The sequence below is a fragment of the Capnocytophaga sp. genome (assembly GCF_030532915.1).
In the GTDB taxonomy this organism is placed as follows: Bacteria; Bacteroidota; Bacteroidia; order Flavobacteriales; family Flavobacteriaceae; genus Capnocytophaga.
Window position 1 is genome coordinate 1 of record NZ_JAUNKD010000014.1, and the last position, 17,105, is coordinate 17,105.

Annotated in this window: 15 protein-coding genes; 6 read left to right on the forward strand and 9 right to left on the reverse strand. The window is 42.5% G+C overall.

What is annotated here, in order from left to right; genetic code table 11:
* From Q4D72_RS05830 to Q4D72_RS05865, 8 genes are all read right to left on the reverse strand, one after another.
* A partial coding sequence (locus Q4D72_RS05830; protein ID WP_303076687.1) for a hypothetical protein occupies positions 1-425 on the reverse strand: 425 nt, incomplete at its 3' end.
* A 40-nt stretch (positions 426-465) separates the two neighbouring features.
* Positions 466-2,163 (reverse strand): lysine--tRNA ligase, encoded by a 1,698-nt coding sequence (gene lysS, locus Q4D72_RS05835; protein WP_303076688.1) that lies wholly within the window; start codon positions 2,161-2,163, stop codon positions 466-468.
* A 95-nt stretch (positions 2,164-2,258) separates the two neighbouring features.
* Positions 2,259-4,055 (reverse strand): excinuclease ABC subunit UvrC, encoded by a 1,797-nt coding sequence (uvrC, locus tag Q4D72_RS05840; RefSeq protein WP_303076689.1) that lies wholly within the window; start codon positions 4,053-4,055, stop codon positions 2,259-2,261.
* Complete coding sequence (gene thiL, locus Q4D72_RS05845) at positions 4,056-5,102, reverse strand: thiamine-phosphate kinase (protein WP_303076690.1); 1,047 nt, start codon at positions 5,100-5,102, stop codon at positions 4,056-4,058. It abuts the gene before it with no gap.
* A 27-nt stretch (positions 5,103-5,129) separates the two neighbouring features.
* Positions 5,130-7,079, reverse strand: coding sequence for a family 20 glycosylhydrolase (locus Q4D72_RS05850; RefSeq protein ID WP_303076693.1), 1,950 nt, complete (start codon positions 7,077-7,079; stop codon positions 5,130-5,132).
* Positions 7,080-7,367: 288 nt separating this feature from the next.
* The gene (locus Q4D72_RS05855; RefSeq protein ID WP_303076694.1) at positions 7,368-7,676 is read right to left on the reverse strand and encodes a membrane-binding protein; all 309 of its coding nucleotides are present in this window, start codon (positions 7,674-7,676) and stop codon (positions 7,368-7,370) included.
* Positions 7,677-8,236: 560 nt separating this feature from the next.
* Positions 8,237-9,913 carry a formate--tetrahydrofolate ligase gene (locus tag Q4D72_RS05860; RefSeq protein WP_303076696.1) on the reverse strand — a complete coding sequence of 559 codons (1,677 nt, stop codon included), beginning with the start codon at positions 9,911-9,913 and terminating at the stop codon, positions 8,237-8,239.
* 99 nt (positions 9,914-10,012) lie between these two features.
* Complete coding sequence (locus Q4D72_RS05865) at positions 10,013-10,984, reverse strand: nitronate monooxygenase family protein (RefSeq protein ID WP_303076698.1); 972 nt, start codon at positions 10,982-10,984, stop codon at positions 10,013-10,015.
* 136 nt (positions 10,985-11,120) lie between these two features.
* On the opposite strand from Q4D72_RS05865, the gene Q4D72_RS05870 reads away from it, so the two are divergent.
* Positions 11,121-12,602: an ankyrin repeat domain-containing protein gene (locus Q4D72_RS05870; protein ID WP_303076700.1), complete on the forward strand. Its 1,482-nt coding sequence runs from the start codon at positions 11,121-11,123 to the stop codon at positions 12,600-12,602.
* A 6-nt stretch (positions 12,603-12,608) separates the two neighbouring features.
* Entirely contained in the window at positions 12,609-13,088 is a 480-nt protein-coding gene (locus Q4D72_RS05875) for a DUF2271 domain-containing protein (protein WP_303076701.1), read from the forward strand.
* 60 nt (positions 13,089-13,148) lie between these two features.
* On the opposite strand, the gene Q4D72_RS05880 is transcribed toward Q4D72_RS05875, so the two are convergent.
* Entirely contained in the window at positions 13,149-14,141 is a 993-nt protein-coding gene (locus Q4D72_RS05880; RefSeq protein ID WP_303076703.1) for a DUF4837 family protein, read from the reverse strand.
* 177 nt (positions 14,142-14,318) lie between these two features.
* Between Q4D72_RS05880 and Q4D72_RS05885 the strand changes: the two genes are divergently transcribed.
* Genes Q4D72_RS05885 through Q4D72_RS05900 form a run of 4 tightly spaced genes read left to right on the forward strand, consistent with a single transcriptional unit; the run spans position 14,319 to position 17,105 of the window.
* Complete coding sequence (locus Q4D72_RS05885; RefSeq protein ID WP_303076765.1) at positions 14,319-15,092, forward strand: alpha/beta fold hydrolase; 774 nt, start codon at positions 14,319-14,321, stop codon at positions 15,090-15,092.
* A 2-nt stretch (positions 15,093-15,094) separates the two neighbouring features.
* Positions 15,095-15,448, forward strand: coding sequence for a phage holin family protein (locus tag Q4D72_RS05890; protein ID WP_303076704.1), 354 nt, complete (start codon positions 15,095-15,097; stop codon positions 15,446-15,448).
* Between the two features lie 26 nt (positions 15,449-15,474).
* On the forward strand, positions 15,475-16,083 hold the full coding sequence (locus Q4D72_RS05895) for a PASTA domain-containing protein (RefSeq protein WP_303076705.1): 609 nt from the start codon (positions 15,475-15,477) through the stop codon (positions 16,081-16,083).
* Positions 16,080-17,105 carry an RluA family pseudouridine synthase gene (locus Q4D72_RS05900; protein WP_303076706.1) on the forward strand — a complete coding sequence of 342 codons (1,026 nt, stop codon included), beginning with the start codon at positions 16,080-16,082 and terminating at the stop codon, positions 17,103-17,105. The genes Q4D72_RS05895 and Q4D72_RS05900 overlap by 4 nt, the downstream gene beginning before the upstream one ends.

Genomic DNA, 17,105 nt, shown 5'->3' on the forward strand with positions numbered 1-17,105 from the left:
TATGTTAGTAGATATTTGTAGGGGCGAATTGCAATTCGCCCGTACATTGGTGTCAGTTTGTTGGGGCGAATTGCATACGCCCATATATTAATGTTTGTATTGTAGGGGCAAAATATTTTTCGCCCGTATGTTGGCAGGTTTTTGTAGGGGCGAATTGCAATTCGCCCGTACATTGGTGTCAATTTGTAGGGGCGTATTGCATACGCCCATATATTAATGTTTGTATTGTAGGGGCAAAATATTTTTCGCCCGTATGTTGGCAGGTTTTTGTAGGGGCGAATTGCAATTCGCCCGTACATTGGTGTCAATTTGTAGGGGCGTATTGCATACGCCCATATATTAATGTTTGTATTGTAGGGGCAAAATATTTTTCGCCCGTATGTAGGCAGGTTTTTGTAGGGGCGAATTGCAATTCGCCCGTACATTGGTGTTAATTTGTCGGGGTGTGTTGCATACGCCCCTACGTTATGCCAATTTCACCACCAAATCATCGCCGTTTTTCTCGACTACGGCTACTTTTTTGCCGGTGAGTCCTTTGATGGTTTTGTCCCATTTTTTGTTGGACAAGCCCGATTGTGTTTTCAGCTCCTCCAACGGAAGTATTTCCACCTTTTGTAGGATTTCAAGTACTGCTTTTTCCTCATCTGAAAGTGTTACCTCGGGTGCAACGCCTCGTTGCGGTTTCATTTGTGGGAAGAAAAGCACCTCTTGTATGCTCTCGTTGTTGGTCAGGAACATTATGAGCCTGTCCATTCCGATTCCAAGCCCTGAGGTTGGCGGCATTCCGAATTCCAACGCACGCAGGAAATCTTGGTCGATGAACATCGCTTCGTCGTCGCCTCGCTCGGAAAGAGCCATCTGAGCCTCAAAGCGTTCGCGTTGGTCGATAGGGTCGTTCAGCTCGGAATAAGCGTTGGCAATCTCTTTTCCGCAGACCATCAACTCGAAACGCTCGGTCAAATTCGCATCATCGCGGTGTTCTTTGGTCAGTGGCGACATTTCCTTCGGGTAATCGGTGATGAAAGTCGGCTGAATGAAATTTCCTTCGCACTTTTCACCGAAAATCTCGTCAATCAACTTGCCTTTACCCATTGTCTCATCAACCTCAATGCCAATGGATTGGGCAAAGTCAAACAACTCTTTTTCGGTTTTGCCTGTGATGTCAAATCCGGTGTACTTCTTGATGGCTTCGGTCATCGTAATGCGTGGATACGGAGCCTTAAAATCAATTTCGTGTTTACCGAAAGTCGCTTTGGTTGAGCCGTTTACGGCAATGGCACAATGCTCTAACAATTGTTCGGTAAACGCCATCATCCAGTGGTAATCCTTGTATGCCACGTAGATTTCCATAGCGGTAAATTCGGGGTTGTGGGTTCTGTCCATCCCTTCATTCCGGAAATTTTTCGAGAACTCATACACGCCGTCAAATCCGCCTACAATCAGCCTTTTAAGATATAATTCATTGGCGATTCGCATATAAAGCGGAATGTCGAGCGAGTTGTGATGCGTAATGAACGGACGCGCCGCAGCTCCCCCCGGAATGGATTGCAACACAGGGGTTTCCACTTCCATATAACCGCGGTCGTTAAAAAACTGACGCATTGCATTGAAAAGTTTGGTTCGCTTGATAAAAACCTCTTTCACCTGCGGATTTACCACCAAATCTACGTAACGCATACGGTAGCGAAGCTCGGGGTCGGTAAAGGCATCGAACACATTTCCGTCGGCATCGGTTTTAGGAAGCGGCAACGGACGAAGCACCTTGCTGAGGAGTTTTATCTGCTTCACACGAACGGATTTTTCGCCAACCTGCGTGGTAAAAAGTTCGCCTTCCACACCGATAAAATCGCCTAAATCAAGGAGTTTCTTGAATACTTCGTTGTAAAGGGTTTTGTCGTCATCGGGGCAGATTTCGTCTCGGTTGATGTACAATTGCACACGCCCCTCGCTGTCTTGCAAGGACGCAAACGAGGCTTTCCCCTGAATGCGAACCGACATCAATCGCCCTGCCAAAATCACGTTTTTGCCTTCCTCAAAGTGCGTTTCCACCTCTTTGGAAGTGGTGTTCACGGGATACAAATCCGCTGGATACGGATTGATGCCCATTGCTCTTAATTTATCTAATTTTTCGCGTCTGATGATTTCTTGTTCTGAAAGTTGCATATTTTTTATGTATAATTTATGTATAAATTGTCTGTGTTTTTTTTGAAGTGAAAATGGTCGGCAAAAATACGAAATATTTGTTAATTCTCTAAATATTAATTTGATGTCTTTTGAAAGAATTCAAAAACCTTTTTGCCGCGATGCCCCGCAATGTTTTCCAAGGCTTCGAGACTTGCTTGTTTAATGCGTTTCACCGATTTAAAATGCTTTAAAAGAAGCTCTTTGGTTTTGTCACCTATGCCCTCAATGTTGTCCAACTCCGAAACGATGGCAGCTTTGCTGCGCTTCTGGCGGTGGAACGTAATTCCGAAGCGGTGCGCCTCATTACGAAGTTGCTGAATGATTTTCAAGGTTTCGGATTTCTTGTCCAAATAAAGGGGAATGCTGTCCTGCGGAAAGTAAATCTCTTCCAAGCGTTTGGCAATACCGATAATGGCAATTTTTCCGCGTAGGTTTAAATCGTCTAAGGCTTTTAAAGCTGCGGAAAGCTGCCCCTTTCCGCCGTCAATAACAATAAGCTGCGGGAGCGGTTGCCCTTCTTCTTGCAAACGATGATATCTTCTGTAAACTACCTCTTCCATTGAAGCAAAATCATTAGGTCCTTCAACGGTTTTAATGTTAAAATGCCGGTAATCCTTTTTGCTAGGTTTGGCATTCTTGAACACCACGCAGGCAGCCACCGGATTGGTTCCTTGAATGTTTGAATTGTCAAAGCATTCAATGTGAATCGGTGGGGCGGCGAGGTGCAAATCACGTTGCATCTGTGCCAAAATGCGGTTGGTGTGGCGCTCGGGGTCGGTAATCTTAACTTCTTTAAAGCGCTCCTGACGGAAGAGCTTGGCATTGCGAACCGAAAGCTCCAACAACTGAAACTTTTCTCCGGCTTTTGGGACGGTCAGCCGTAATTGCTCGGGTAAGGTTACCTCAAAAGGCGCAATGATTTCGCCCGAGTTGGAAAAGAAACGGGAACGAATGTCCACGATTGCGAGTTCCAAGAGTTCGCGGTCGCTCTCCTCTAATTTCTTTTTGATTTCAATGGTATGCGCGCGGACAACCGCTCCGTAAGCCACTTGCAGAAAGTTTACGTAACCGTACTCCTCGTCCGAAACGATGGAAAACACATCTACGTTATTGATTTTTGAACTTACAATGGTGGATTTAGCCTGATAGTTTTCAAGAATCTGAACCTTTTCTTTGATAAGCTGTGCCTCTTCAAAGCGAAGTTCGCCCGACAGAAAGTGCATCTCGTCCCGAAACCGTTTCAGCACGTCTTTAAAGTTGCCTTTCAAAATTTGAACAATCTCGGTAATGTTTTGCTCATAGTCCGCTTCGGTTTGAAGCCCCTCACAAGCGCCCAAACAATTTTTAATGTGATACTCCAAGCAAACCTTGTACTTTTGGTTTTCGATATTCTTTTGCGAAAGGTCGTACGAGCAGTTTCGAAGCGGGTACAGCTCTTTTATCAGTTCGAGAAGCGTGCGCACGGTTTTGATGCTCGTGTACGGACCAAAGTAAAGCGAGCCGTCTTTCACGACACGACGTGTTTGAAAGATGCGCGGAAATCTTTCCTTCTTGACACATATCCACGGATAACTCTTATCATCTTTTAAGAGGATGTTGTACCGCGGTTGGTATTTCTTTATCAAGTTGTTCTCTAAGAGCAGAGCGTCGCTTTCAGTGTCTACTACGATATGCGTTATGCGCACTATTTTTTTGACCAAAACACGTGTTTTTCCCGATTCGTGTTGCTTTTGGAAATAGGAGGAAACCCGTTTTTTAAGGTTGCGCGCTTTGCCCACGTATAAAATCACATCGTTTTTATCGTAGAATTGATAAACGCCCGGTGCTTCGGGTAAGATTTGCAGGGTGATGTCTATGCCTGTCGTTTCCATTTAGTTTTTTAAAGCGTTCCAACCCTTGGCAATGATTTCGACCGCCTCGCCCGAACGTGTGATAAGCTGTTTTCCTTCTTGGGAATCCGTGATATAGCCGATGACCGAAAGGTTCGGGTTTCCTTTTATCTTGTCATAATCCTTTTGCGAAATGGTGAAGAGCAATTCATAGTCTTCCCCGCCGTTGAGGGCTATGGTGGTGCTGTCGAGGTTAAACTCCTCACAGGTGCGAATCACTTCCGGGTCAAGGGGAATCTTATCTTCATAAAGGCGACACCCAACACCCGATTGGTGACAGATGTGCAAAATCTCGGACGACAAGCCGTCGCTTATGTCAAGCATTGCCGTGGGTTTGACATTCAATTCTTGAAGCAGGGGTGGAATATCTTTACGTGCTTCGGGTTTGAGTTGCCTTTCGATGATGTAGGCATACATATCCAAATCGGGTTGCGAATGCGGGTTCACCTGAAAAACAGCTTTCTCGCGCTCCAAAACCTGTAAGCCCAGAAAAGCGCCTCCCAAGTCGCCCGTAACTACGATTAAGTCATTCACTTGCGCCTTGTTGCGGTACACGATTTCCGTTTCGGAAGCCTCGCCAATGGCTGTGATTGACAGGATAAGCCCGCGGGCAGACGAGGTGGTGTCACCGCCCACCAAATCCACCTTATAGAACTCACAAGCAAGGCGAATGCCTTCATAGAGTTCCTCCAAGGCTTCCAACGGAAAGCGATTGGAAACCGCCACCGAAACCGTGATTTGCGTGGCTTTGGCATTCATCGCATAAATATCCGAAAGGTTTACCATTACAGCCTTGTAGCCCAAGTGTTTCAAAGGCACGTAGCTCAAATCAAAATGCACGCCTTCAATGAGCAAATCAGTGGAAATGACGGCTTTTTTGTCGGCAAAGTCAATCACCGCCGCGTCATCGCCAACGCCTTTTAGGGTGCTTTTGTTTTTTATCTCAAATTGCTTTGTTAAGCGTTCAATCAGCCCGAACTCACCCAAGTCAGCCAAGGCGGTTCGTTGTTGGTTTTTATCTTCTATCATATATAGGTAAACTATTTTATGGGGTTGCTATAAAAATTCTACTTTCAGGTCGGTTACCTTTCCGTTGAAGTACTCCAAACGTTTTAACGGAAACACCAAGGTTTGCACCCACTTGCGGCGTTTCTTTTCTTCCAAATGCGTGTCTTCGGGGTGGTAGATTTCCTTTAAGGTTTCAATGAGTTGGTCATTGACGTAAAGCGCCGTGGTTTTGTTCGTTCCTTTTATGGTTATTTTCACCTTTTGTCGCGTTGGGACGAAGTAATTAAAACGATAGTTGTATCCGTCTCGTGAAAAGCCCAGCTTTCCTTCCTTAGGGTCAGCCAGATAAAAAGTTGCGTAATCAGAGGTGAAGAGCGGGGTGTCTTTGCCGTTTGATTTGGCATTGACGAAAAACGTTACACGATAGTCATACCCGATGTCGGTAAGCTCTTGATTTAAGTCGGCACCATTGACCGGTTTTTTGATTTCAAAGACTACGCCTTTTTTGGCTTTGGCGGGCTTTCCGAGCAGGTTTACCGAAGGAGCTTCACTGAGCGCTTTTCGTTGGGCATCAAACATTTCAAAAGGGATTGTTGTGTTTTTTCCGCTCCACATCTTTACTGAAAGGGTTTGCATCGCGGGGAAAAGGCGGTGATACACGTCTTGCTGGCTGATGCCGTTGCCCACGTGGTCGTTCCATACGGCAAACATTCCGCCTTTTATTTTCGGGTGTTTGTCATCAAAGACAACATCACCGACAACATTAGGCGTCCATTGGTTGTACAATTTTTTGAGATTGAGATAATCAAAATAATAACCGGCAGCCGGAACAATGTACAACCAACCATCGGGAATGCTTACAATATCGTAGCCCAAAGCCAACATATCCTTGGGTTGAGCGTAGCCGTTGTACCAACAGAACATAAGCACATCGTCTACCTTTACGGGCGTTTTGCCTTGTGCGTGGGTGAGTGCGCCCCACAAAGCGGCTTTCTTCCCGAAACTTTCGATATACTTAATATAATAATCGGTGAAGTAGCGGAACTTCTCGACAACCTCCACATCTTTATTGCTGTACTCGTCCGTACCGATATGCACCAACTCATTCACAAAAACAGGCTTGTCGCCGGATAAGTATTCCTTGAATAAGGCATCTAAAAACTGATATGTTTTGGGGTTGAACAAATCCACGTGGTCGGCGCCATATTCCTTACTTCCGATTTCAGGCAAATAGTGTGAGAATGCCAACGTATGAGCCGGAGCATCGATTTCTGGAATGATGGTAACCCCGACTTTGAGTGCGTCGAGCTGTAATTGACGAAAGTCTTCCTTGCCGTAATGTCCGTCTTTGGCAGCCAAACCCGGGTAAGTGTCGCTTTGCAAACGGAAAGCCGAGTAGGTCTTTTGCCAATCCTCGCCGTAGAATTGTTTAAACCCGTTGTCATTCAAGTGAATCTGGAATGTGTTCATTTTATAGTAAGCCATTAGCTTGACAACCGATTTTAAATAATCGAGTGTGAAGAATTTGCGTCCGGCATCAAGCATAAAGCCTCGGAAATGATAATCCGGATAATCGATAATCTCACCCGAAGGCAAGTGATTGGATTGTTCGGCGAGTTGTAGCAGTGTTCGCGTTGCCCAATACAAGCCCGTGCGGTGGTTAGCACGCACTTTAATGGTGTTGTCGATAATGATTTGATAAGCTTCCTCGCCTTTGTCTTTCAATAGGTTTTTATCAATTTCGAAAAGAATGTCGGCTGTTTGGGCAGGCTTGATTTCCATTTCTTTTTGAAACATTTCTTTAAAGTCATCAGCAAACAGGCGTGCGACTTCATCGGCGCTGTTATCGGCGGCAATGCTTTTCTTTTCGAAGATGTTGAAAGAACCCTTACCTGCCTTCCATTCCCGAAGTTCAGGAATGACAAAAGGTTTGGCGTTCTGTGCGCTCACACAAACAACCAAGCCCAACAAAAAGTACAATAAGACGCTTTTTTTCATCGGTTTATTATTTTAAAAATTTGTTTTATCGAAACATAAGGCAATACAAACCATACCTTAAATATACTTATTTAACGGTTAGTTTATGAAAATAACATATTCCATAAGTTTGTCTAAAAAGAAGACAGGATGCTCGTTGCCTACGGATTTATTGCGGCAAAGATAATACACTTTGCCCAAACGGGCGGCATTCTTGTCTGTTTTCAAACAATCTTATGAAATATGTTTTGCTATTTTTTCAGGATAAGCAAACACCTTGCCAAGGGGTTGGGCAAGCCCGCCCGCTTGTTAGCGTTTGTCATCTATCCCGAATTTGCGCCATAACGCTTGCTCGTAATCGAGTTTTATGCGTTTGCGCATCTTGGCGGAACGTTCGTCCATCATTTTTAGCTTCTGGGCAGCCTCTTCGGTTTTCATTTTTAGTTCCGCTTTTAGGCGCTCTTGCTCACTATTGAGACGTTCCACATCGTTTCGAAGATTTTCTATCTCATCGATAGCTTCTTCTGTAATACCTGCGGGCAGTGAATCTTTGGATTCCCTCAGCCCATCGATTAGCACTTTTGCAAGTGCCATTCTTTCCGCATATGACTTCGGCATACTTAAAAGAATTTTAGTTGTACAAAAATATGGTTAAAAAATAAATTATTTTAATATAAACAACCTTTTGGGTGTGTTTTTTCATTGTTTAGGGGAGCTAAACCAATGTTTAGGCATTGTTTTTTATACTTTCAGATAGTTTTATGAGATTTTTTTGCTTCTTTTTTAGCTTTTGGCCACCAAAAAAATGATTTAAATATGATGAAAAAATATTTTTACATATGTTCTGAATTAAAAATCATCTTTCCCGAGTCTTAGTTCAGCTTCCCGAAGCTAAAATCCACTTGCCCGAAATGTAAAGGCATCTGCCCGAAACACAAAGGTACTTGCCCGAAATGTTAGGGAATGTCTCCCGAGTAATAGTTTAGCTCTTTTAAGCAATGGATTAGTTGGTTTTTGAAATGGTTTAGTTTTCTTAATCAGTAGGCAAATTGCTTTGTTTTATAGTCTTCCTAAAACCTTTGGCAAAGTATCAAACTTTGCCAAAGGTTAGTCTTTCCTAATTACTAATCACGATTTACTAACCACTAATCGCTATTTGCTAATTACGGATTGCTCTTCTATGAAAGTCCGGTAATCACGCCGTTATCGTCGATGTCCATTCCTTCGGCTGCGGGAACACTTGGTAAGCCCGGCATACGCATTGTATCACCTAAGATAGGAATGACAAAGCCTGCGCCCGAAGCAAATTCAAACTCGCGTACGGTTACTTCAAAGTCGGTAGGTCGTGCCAGCTTTTTGTCGTCATCACTTAATGATTTGGGTGTTTTTACCATACAAACGGGCATCTTGTCAAAGCCGAGTTTGTTGATGTTTTTCAGCTGGGTACGTGCTTTTGAAGTGAAGTTCACGCTGTTTGCTCCATAGATTTCCTTAGCGATGGTTTCGATTTTATCTTCGATGGAAATGGCGTGGTCATACAACGGTTTGAAATGGCTTTCTCCACTCTCGGCAATTTCAACCACGGCTTTGGCAAGCTCTTTTGTTCCTTCGCCTCCTTGGGCAAATCCTTTGGAAACGATTGCCTTAACACCTTTTTGCTGACATACTTCCTGAATGAACTTGATTTCTTCTTCGCTATCGTTAGGGAAATTATTGATTGCCACGACTGCCTTCAAACCGAACTTCTGCACGTTTTCGATGTGTTTCTCTAAATTCCCGATGCCCTTTTTCACCTTTTCGAGGCTTGGTGTGTTGTATTGGTCTTTCACAGCTCCTCCGTGGTGACGCAAAGCACGAACCGTGGCGACAATTACCGCAGCGTTGGGAGCAATTCCTGCCGAAACGCACTTGATGTTTAGGAACTTCTCTGCCCCTAAATCGGCTCCAAAACCGGCTTCCGTAACGGTGTATTCGCTGAGCGACATTCCGATTTTCGTTGCCAGAACGGTGTTCGTCCCTTGTGCGATGCTGGCAAACGGTCCGCCGTGCAAAATGGCAGGATTATTCTCCAAAGTTTGTACTAAATTGGGTTTGATGGCATCTTTTAAGAGCAAAGCCATCGCTCCCACAACGTTTAAATCGCGAGCGAAAACAGGGGAACCATCGAATTTCTTTCCGACGTAAATGTTTCCGATTCGGCGTTTCAAGTCCGAAAAACTTTCTGACAAACAAAGGATTGCCATAATCTCGGAAGCGGGCGTGATGTTAAATCCGTCCTCGCGGGGCATTCCGTTTGCACTTCCGCCTAGCCCGATAACGATTTGGCGAAGGGCTCTGTCGTTCATATCCATCACACGTTTCCATACGACGGTGCGGGGGTCAATCCCGATGGAATGCGTTTTGCTTTGGATATTATTGTCGATAACGGCGGCAAGCAGGTTATTGGCTTTTTCGATAGCGGAAAAGTCTCCGGTGAAGTGCAGGTTAATGTCCTCCATTGGAACTACTTGCGAGTAGCCCCCGCCTGCGGCTCCGCCTTTTATCCCGAAAACAGGACCAAGACTGGGTTCACGCAAAACGGCTACGGCTTGCTTCCCGATTTTGTTAAGCCCTTCGGTAAGCCCGATACTTACGGTTGTTTTGCCTTCGCCGGCAGGTGTGGGCGTGATGGCGGTTACTAAAACCAGCTTGTTTTTCTTGATTTTCGCCTCGTCGATGAGTGAGAGGGGCAATTTGGCTTTGTATTTGCCGTATTGCTCCAAATCGTCTTCATTGATATTTAATTTTTTGGCAACGTCTTTAATGGGTTGCATCTTCGCATTTTGTGCGATTTCTAAATCGGTTGGAAAACTCATATGTTTTATTTTTTAAATCGTTATTACTAATTTTTAAATGATTAATTCAGACCCAAAGGTATGAATATTTTTGAAACGGGACAATTAAAAATCAAAAAATTATTTAATTTTTAAGCTTTCGAGCGACTGTAATTGTGATAAAGCAAGATTATATTCTTCAATAAGCTCTTTGACAACTTGCCAAACGGGTTGTACTTTATTAATAACGGCGGCAATTTGCCCGATTTCAAGCTCGCCTTGGGTGAGGTCGCCCTCGAACATTCCTTTTTTGGTGCGCCCCTTGCCTAAAAGTTGTTTGAGATTTTCTGCGGAAGCCTCGCCCTTTTCGTAGAGCAACTTTACTTGTTCATAAAACGGATTTTTCAACAATCGGACGGGAGCCAATTCTTTTAAGGTGAGAATGGTATCGCCTTCGCCGGCTTCAACCACGCGTTGTTTGAAGTTGTCGTGACAAGTGGCTTCGTCAGTAGCAACGAAACGCGACCCGATTTGCACACCGTCAGCCCCGAGTGCCATTGCGGCAAGCATTCCGCGACCTGTGGCGATACCGCCTGCGGCAATAATCGGTAAATCAATATGTTGTTTCACGGAAGGAATGAGCGTGAGGGTAGTGGTTTCTTCGCGTCCGTTGTGTCCGCCGGCTTCAAACCCTTCTGCCACGATGGCGTCAACACCCGCTTTTTGTGCTTTGATGGCGAATTTGGAACTGCTTACCACGTGGGCAACTTTAATGCCTTCGTTTTGAAGTACGGAAGTCCAAATTTCAGGATTTCCTGCCGAAGTGAACACAATTTTAACTTTTTCTTCGATGATAATTTCGATGGCTTTATCCATATCGGGATACATAATCGGGATATTTACACCGAAAGGTTTGTCGGTGGCTTTTCGGCATTTTTGGATATGCTCGCGAAGCACTTCAGGATACATTGACCCCGCTCCGAGTAATCCCAATCCGCCTGCATTACTCACTGCCGAGACCAGCCGCCAGCCGCTTGTCCATACCATTCCGCCTTGAATAATCGGATATTTAATGCCAAACAATTGAGTGATTTTGTTTTCCGTATTTTTCATATTCATTTTACTTTTATTGTGGAAACTTAAAACCTTGCGAAGGTATAAAAACTTTTTCCAAACTGAAAATAAAATACATCTTTTTATTTTTATTAAATCTAAATAGCTATATTTGCCCCGTAATTTTAATTTTGAGATGATGAAAAAAATTATTTTTTCTTTTTGTATTGTGATTTCAGGCTGGTTATCAGCGCAACAAAATGTTTTTTTAAGCAATGATTACTGGAAAACAAAACCCACGGTTTTGCAAGTGAAGCAAAAAATAGCTGAAGGGAATGACCCCACGGCATTGAACGAGAGAGCTTATGATGCTGTTTCATTGGCAATTAACAACGATGCACCGTACGAAACCATTTTGTACTTGCTTTCTATTGACGGAAACAGTGTACATAAACTCACGCACGACAAACGTACGTATCTTTTCTGGGCGGCACTTAACAATAACTTGCCTGTGGCGGAATATCTTTTGAAAAACGGCGCTCAAACCAACGTTCGGGATTCACATCAGTATTCACCGATTTTATTCGCGGCTGTTCGCGGAAATACGCAACCCGCCATTTACGATTTATTATTAAAATACGGGGCTAACATACACGATGTGAACGAAAACGGAGCCAACGTGCTGTTGTTGGCAATTCCTCATATGAAAGATTTGAAAGAAGCGAACTATTTCATCAAAAAAGGACTTTCATTAAAAGCCACTGACACGGACGGGAACAATGCCCTGTTTTACGCTGCTCGAAATGGTAATAAGATTATTGTCAATCAGTTGATGAAGCAGAAAATCAGCGCAAAAGTGCTTAACAAAAAAGGACAAAATCTGTTGTTTGCCGCTGCCGAAGGCGCCCGAATGAAAAGCAATTCGCTGGAATTTTTCACCTTTATTGAAAAATTAGATGTCAATCCCAATCAGAAAGACAATGAAGGTTTGACTCCCTTGCACACACTCGCTGCCCGCCATCGTGATGAGGCTGTTATTAAGTATTTTATCGCAAAAGGAAATGACGTTAATCAAATGGATAAACAAGGAAATACAACACTGATGAATGCTTCTTTGCGAAATACACCCGAAATAGTGGCACTTTTGGCAGAAAAAACTACAGCGATTAACGCAAAAAATAATCAAGGTCACTCCGCTTTAACACAGGCTGTTACAGGAAATAAAGCAGACGTGGTTCGTATTTTATTGCAAAAAGGAGCTGACATTAATGTGAAGGATAATCAAGGGAATACGTTGGTATATCATCTAATAAAAAACTACAATGCGCGTGATACACAAAATTTTAATGAAAAATGGCAATTATTAACTGAAAACGGTGTGAATTTTGCTCAAAATCAATCCGGTAATGAAAATGTGTATCATTTAGCTATTGAAAAAAATAGTTTGGATTTGATGCACAAAGTAGCGACCACAAAAGCCGATATAAATGCTAAAAATAAAGACGGACTCAGCCCGCTACACAAAGCTGTTATGAGCGCCAAGAACTTGGAAATCATTGAGTTTTTGCTCAAAAACGGTGCGGACAAAACTCTTAAAACCGATTTTGACGAAACCGCATATGATTTGGCAAAAGAAAATGAAGCATTACAAAAACAGGATATTAATTTTTTAAAATAATAGCAAATGAGGATAAAAAATTTTATATGGATTTTTGCATTGGTGCTTGTTGCGTTTTCCTTTGCAAAACAAACACCTACAACGAAATACAAATGTATGATTCAGCTTACTAATTACAACGGTGAGGGTGCTTATGTGGTGGTTTCACTTTTGAATCCGCAGGGGAAATACGAAAGAACCTTGCAGGTGTTGGGCGATGACCCCGAGTGGTACAGCGATTTGCCAGAATGGTGGAAATTCTACGGAAAACGGCAAACTATTGATGCCATCACGGGGGCAACCATAAGCGGCGGACAACGAGCCGTTAAAATAATTGAAATTGAGGACAATAAACTAAATAAAGGTTATAAAATTCGTTTTGAAACAGCCGTTGAAGACCAAAAATATTACGCCAATGATGTGGAGTTTGAACTCACTTCCGAAAGCGTGAAAAGCAAAATTGACGGTAAAGGCTACATACGTTACGTTCGGCTGATGCCTAATTAAAAAATGAAAAAAGCTGCTTGGAAAACTCCGAGCAGCTTTTTTCTCATTAACCACCAATAATTATCGTACAAAAGTAATCGATTTTATAATCGATTCAAGTTCAAATAAATGATCGCGTTTATCGGTCATCGGGGCAGATACGAAGCCTTCAACCACCACCAAACGTTTGTTAGGTGCATCTTCAATAACATAATTCACGTACGGACCGCCAAGCAAAAAGTTTTTAACTTCCCACAGCCCTTTGCTTTCAATGGTGTTGCGCCCTTTTACCTTCGTGTTGTAAATGCTTGGTGCAAAGGCTGATTCGGTAATCATATACATACCTTCTTCTCTTCCGGGTATATATCGTTTCCCGATGGAATCACGCATTTTAACAATTGCCTCAGCCCGAGCATCGCCTTGCGGGATACTGTTCAGAGGCATTTCATAAATGATAATGTTTGCCGTTCCGCCTTTAATTTGCCGTTCAATCCAGAAAAAATTATTTTCTTTTTTAACGATTTTATAAACAGCCGGCATCATAAGTTTGAAGCCCAGACTTTTCTCAATGGTTTCATCGGTGTTTAGCGCTTTTTGAAAGCGGAGTAGGTTTTCTTGTATGTCGTTGTTTTTAAATTCTTTAACCAGCTTTTTGAAATGTTCTTGAATTTCACAAGTGATGTCTCTGTTGGTTTTTCCGGTTATGACAGCCACTTTTTGCGGTTGGGCGTACAGATTTTCTTTAAGGATTACGTTGTTTGAATTATTTTCTTTGATAATTAATACATTACGACTATTTCGTGTGTTGTCCGTAAAAATCTGTGGCGGAATTTGATGCAACGAAAAAATAGGCTCTTCGGTTGAAAGCCCTTCCACCGGCGAGGCAAAATACTTACGGATTGTGTCCCCGACGGCTCCTTTCCACAAATTATTTTCAATTACCACAGCCAGTGAGTTTATTTGTCCGCTTGATTGCGGTAAATAAATTTCGCCGTTATTTTTTCCTTCGTTAGCCCCGTTTTTACAAGCTATTAGTAAACACGTTGCCACAAAAATAGAAATGATTCGTTTCATAAAATGGTAGTTAATTTTTTCTTCTTGTTTTTTACAGCTAAAATCGTTCCAAAGTTGCATTTTTTTAATTTTTTTTTCAATTAAATTATATTTTAATTTTTCGTGCGAATGTTAGTTGCTGATTGTTAATTATTTCCTATCTTTGCAACGTTTAATTATCGCAACACGTTAATGGAGATATTACACGCACAAATTATAGGTGAAGGCAAGCCGCTTTTTATTTTGCACGGTTTTTTGGGAATGTCAGACAATTGGAAAACACTGGGGCTTAAATATGCCGAAAACGGATTTCAAGCGCATTTGATTGACCAACGAAATCACGGACATAGCTTTCATTCACAAGTGTTTAACTATTCGGTTTTGGCAGAAGATTTAAAGATTTATGCCCAATCAAAATCAATTGCTGAATTTGATTTGATAGGACATTCAATGGGCGGAAAAACGGCAATGCTTTTCGCTACTGAAAATCCTGAAATGGTAAAATCATTGGTGGTTGCCGACATCGCTCCGAAGTTTTATCCGGCACATCATCAAGATATTTTGCGTGGGTTGGCAGCCGTTGATTTTGATGTAATTACTTCACGTTCAGAAGCTGATAAACAACTGGCTTTGTATGTGAGTGATGGTTCGGTTCGGCAATTTTTATTGAAAAATTTGTACTGGGAAACTCGCGAACGTCTGGGTTTTCGGATGAATTTACAAGCCTTGACGGAAAATGAAAACGAAATTGGCGTGGAATTGCCAAAAAATAATATTTTTGCAGGACGAACCTTGTTTTTGAAGGGAGAATTTTCAGAATACGTGATGCCCGAGGACACGCCTTTGATAAAAACACATTTTCCCAATGCGGAAATTGACACGGTTTCAAAATCAGGGCATTGGCTTCACGCACAAAATCCTGCTGAATTTTTGTCGAAAACCTTACAGTTTTTAATCGATAAAACCTATTGATTATGAAGTATATACTAAGTTTGTTTATTACCGGGATTATTGTTTTTTTATTGGGGAACATCTTGCCGGGAGCCGCAATTTCAGATTATTTTTCGGCTGTTTTGGTCGCCTTCGTGCTTTCAATTTTAGATGTTTTGGTAAAACCCGTTTTACAGTTTATTTCCATACCGATTACGGTCATCACGTTGGGATTTTTCTTATTCGTTATCAATGCGTTAATAATCTTATTGGCAGCCGAATTGGTAAGCGGATTTCGGGTAAACGGCTTTTGGGGTGCTTTGCTGTTTAGCCTTTGTTTGTCATTGGTGCAATCGGTTGCGTTTAATTTAATGAAGGACGATAAATCTCGTAATTAATATAAAGACATTAGAATCATATATTTATGTTAAAAAAAATCATTACAAATCCTACAATTAAAAACATATTTTTCCATTTGGGACTGGCTGTTTTGGTGCTGGTTGTTTTAGGATTTTTGGTGTTAAAATTCTTAAAAGTATGGACAAACCACGGGGAATACGTCGTTGTTCCTGACCTTACCAAAAAAACACTAACCGAAGTGAAATTCATCTTGGAAGAGAATAAGTTACGATACGAAGTGCTTGACTCAACCGATTATAACCCGAAATTTCCGGCTTATTCGGTAATTGGGCAAAATCCGGAACCGGCTGAACACGTAAAGGAAAACCGAAAGATTTACCTGACAATCAATCCGTCGGGATATCGAAAAGTAACCATTCCGAAGGTGATTCAGGTAACGCGCCGCAGTGCCGAAGCCATCTTAAAATCCGTTGGATTGATGGTCGGGAAAATAACCTATGTTGATGATATTGGGAAGGATATGGTGCTTGAAATTTCGTACGAAGGTAAAAGGGTACAACCCGGCGAGCAGTTAATAAAAATGTCGAAAGTTGATTTGACGTGCGGAAACGGGCTTACTGCTTCTCAGAATTCTGAAAATGAAATTGTTATACCTATTGAAGAATTGGAATGATGCAAGCCTTTGATGACGAAATTGAAAAAGACGATGAGCTGTACGAGCATTACAGTTTCAAAGCCGGAAAAGGGCAAGAACCGCTTCGGGTGGATAAATTCTTGATGAATTTTGTAGAGAATGCTACTCGAAACAAAGTACAACAGGCTGCAAAACAAGGAAATATATTTGTAAATGGTGTTGCCGTAAAGTCCAACCATCGGGTTAAAGCCAACGATGAGGTGAAGGTAATGTTTGCCCACCCGCCACACGAGTATTTGCTTACGCCTGAAAATATTCCGATTGATATTGTCTATGAAGACGATGAGTTGCTCGTTGTGAACAAACCTGCCGGAATGGTGGTGCATCCCGGGCACGGAAATTACAGCGGAACGCTTATCAATGCGCTTGTGTATCACTTTGAAAATCTGCCTAATAACAGTAGTGACCGACCGGGTTTGGTGCATCGTATCGATAAAAATACCAGCGGACTTTTAGTCATTGCCAAAACCGAAGAAGCGATGCTGCATTTGGCGCAACAATTCTTCCATAAAACATCTGAACGTGAGTATATTGCCTTGGTTTGGGGCGATGTTCAGCAAGATGAAGGAACCGTTGTGGGGCATATCGGAAGACATTTAAAAGACCGCCTGCAAATGGATGTTTTTCCTGACGGAAGCCACGGAAAAGAAGCCATCACACATTATAAGGTTTTGGAACGTTTCGGGTATGTGACCTTGATTTCGTGTAGGTTAGAAACCGGACGTACGCACCAAATACGGGTTCATATGAAGCACATCGGGCATACGCTTTTCAATGATGAGCGCTACGGAGGCGATAAAATTTTAAAAGGGACAACCTTTGCCAAATACCGGCAATTTGTTGAAAATTGTTTTGACATATTACCCCGACAAGCCCTGCACGCCAAAACCTTGGGCTTTGAGCATCCCGTGACAGGAGCTTTTTTACGTTTCAGTACGGAACTGCCTGAGGATATGACACTTTGTATTGAAAAATGGCGAAAGTACAAAGCGGAAAAATAA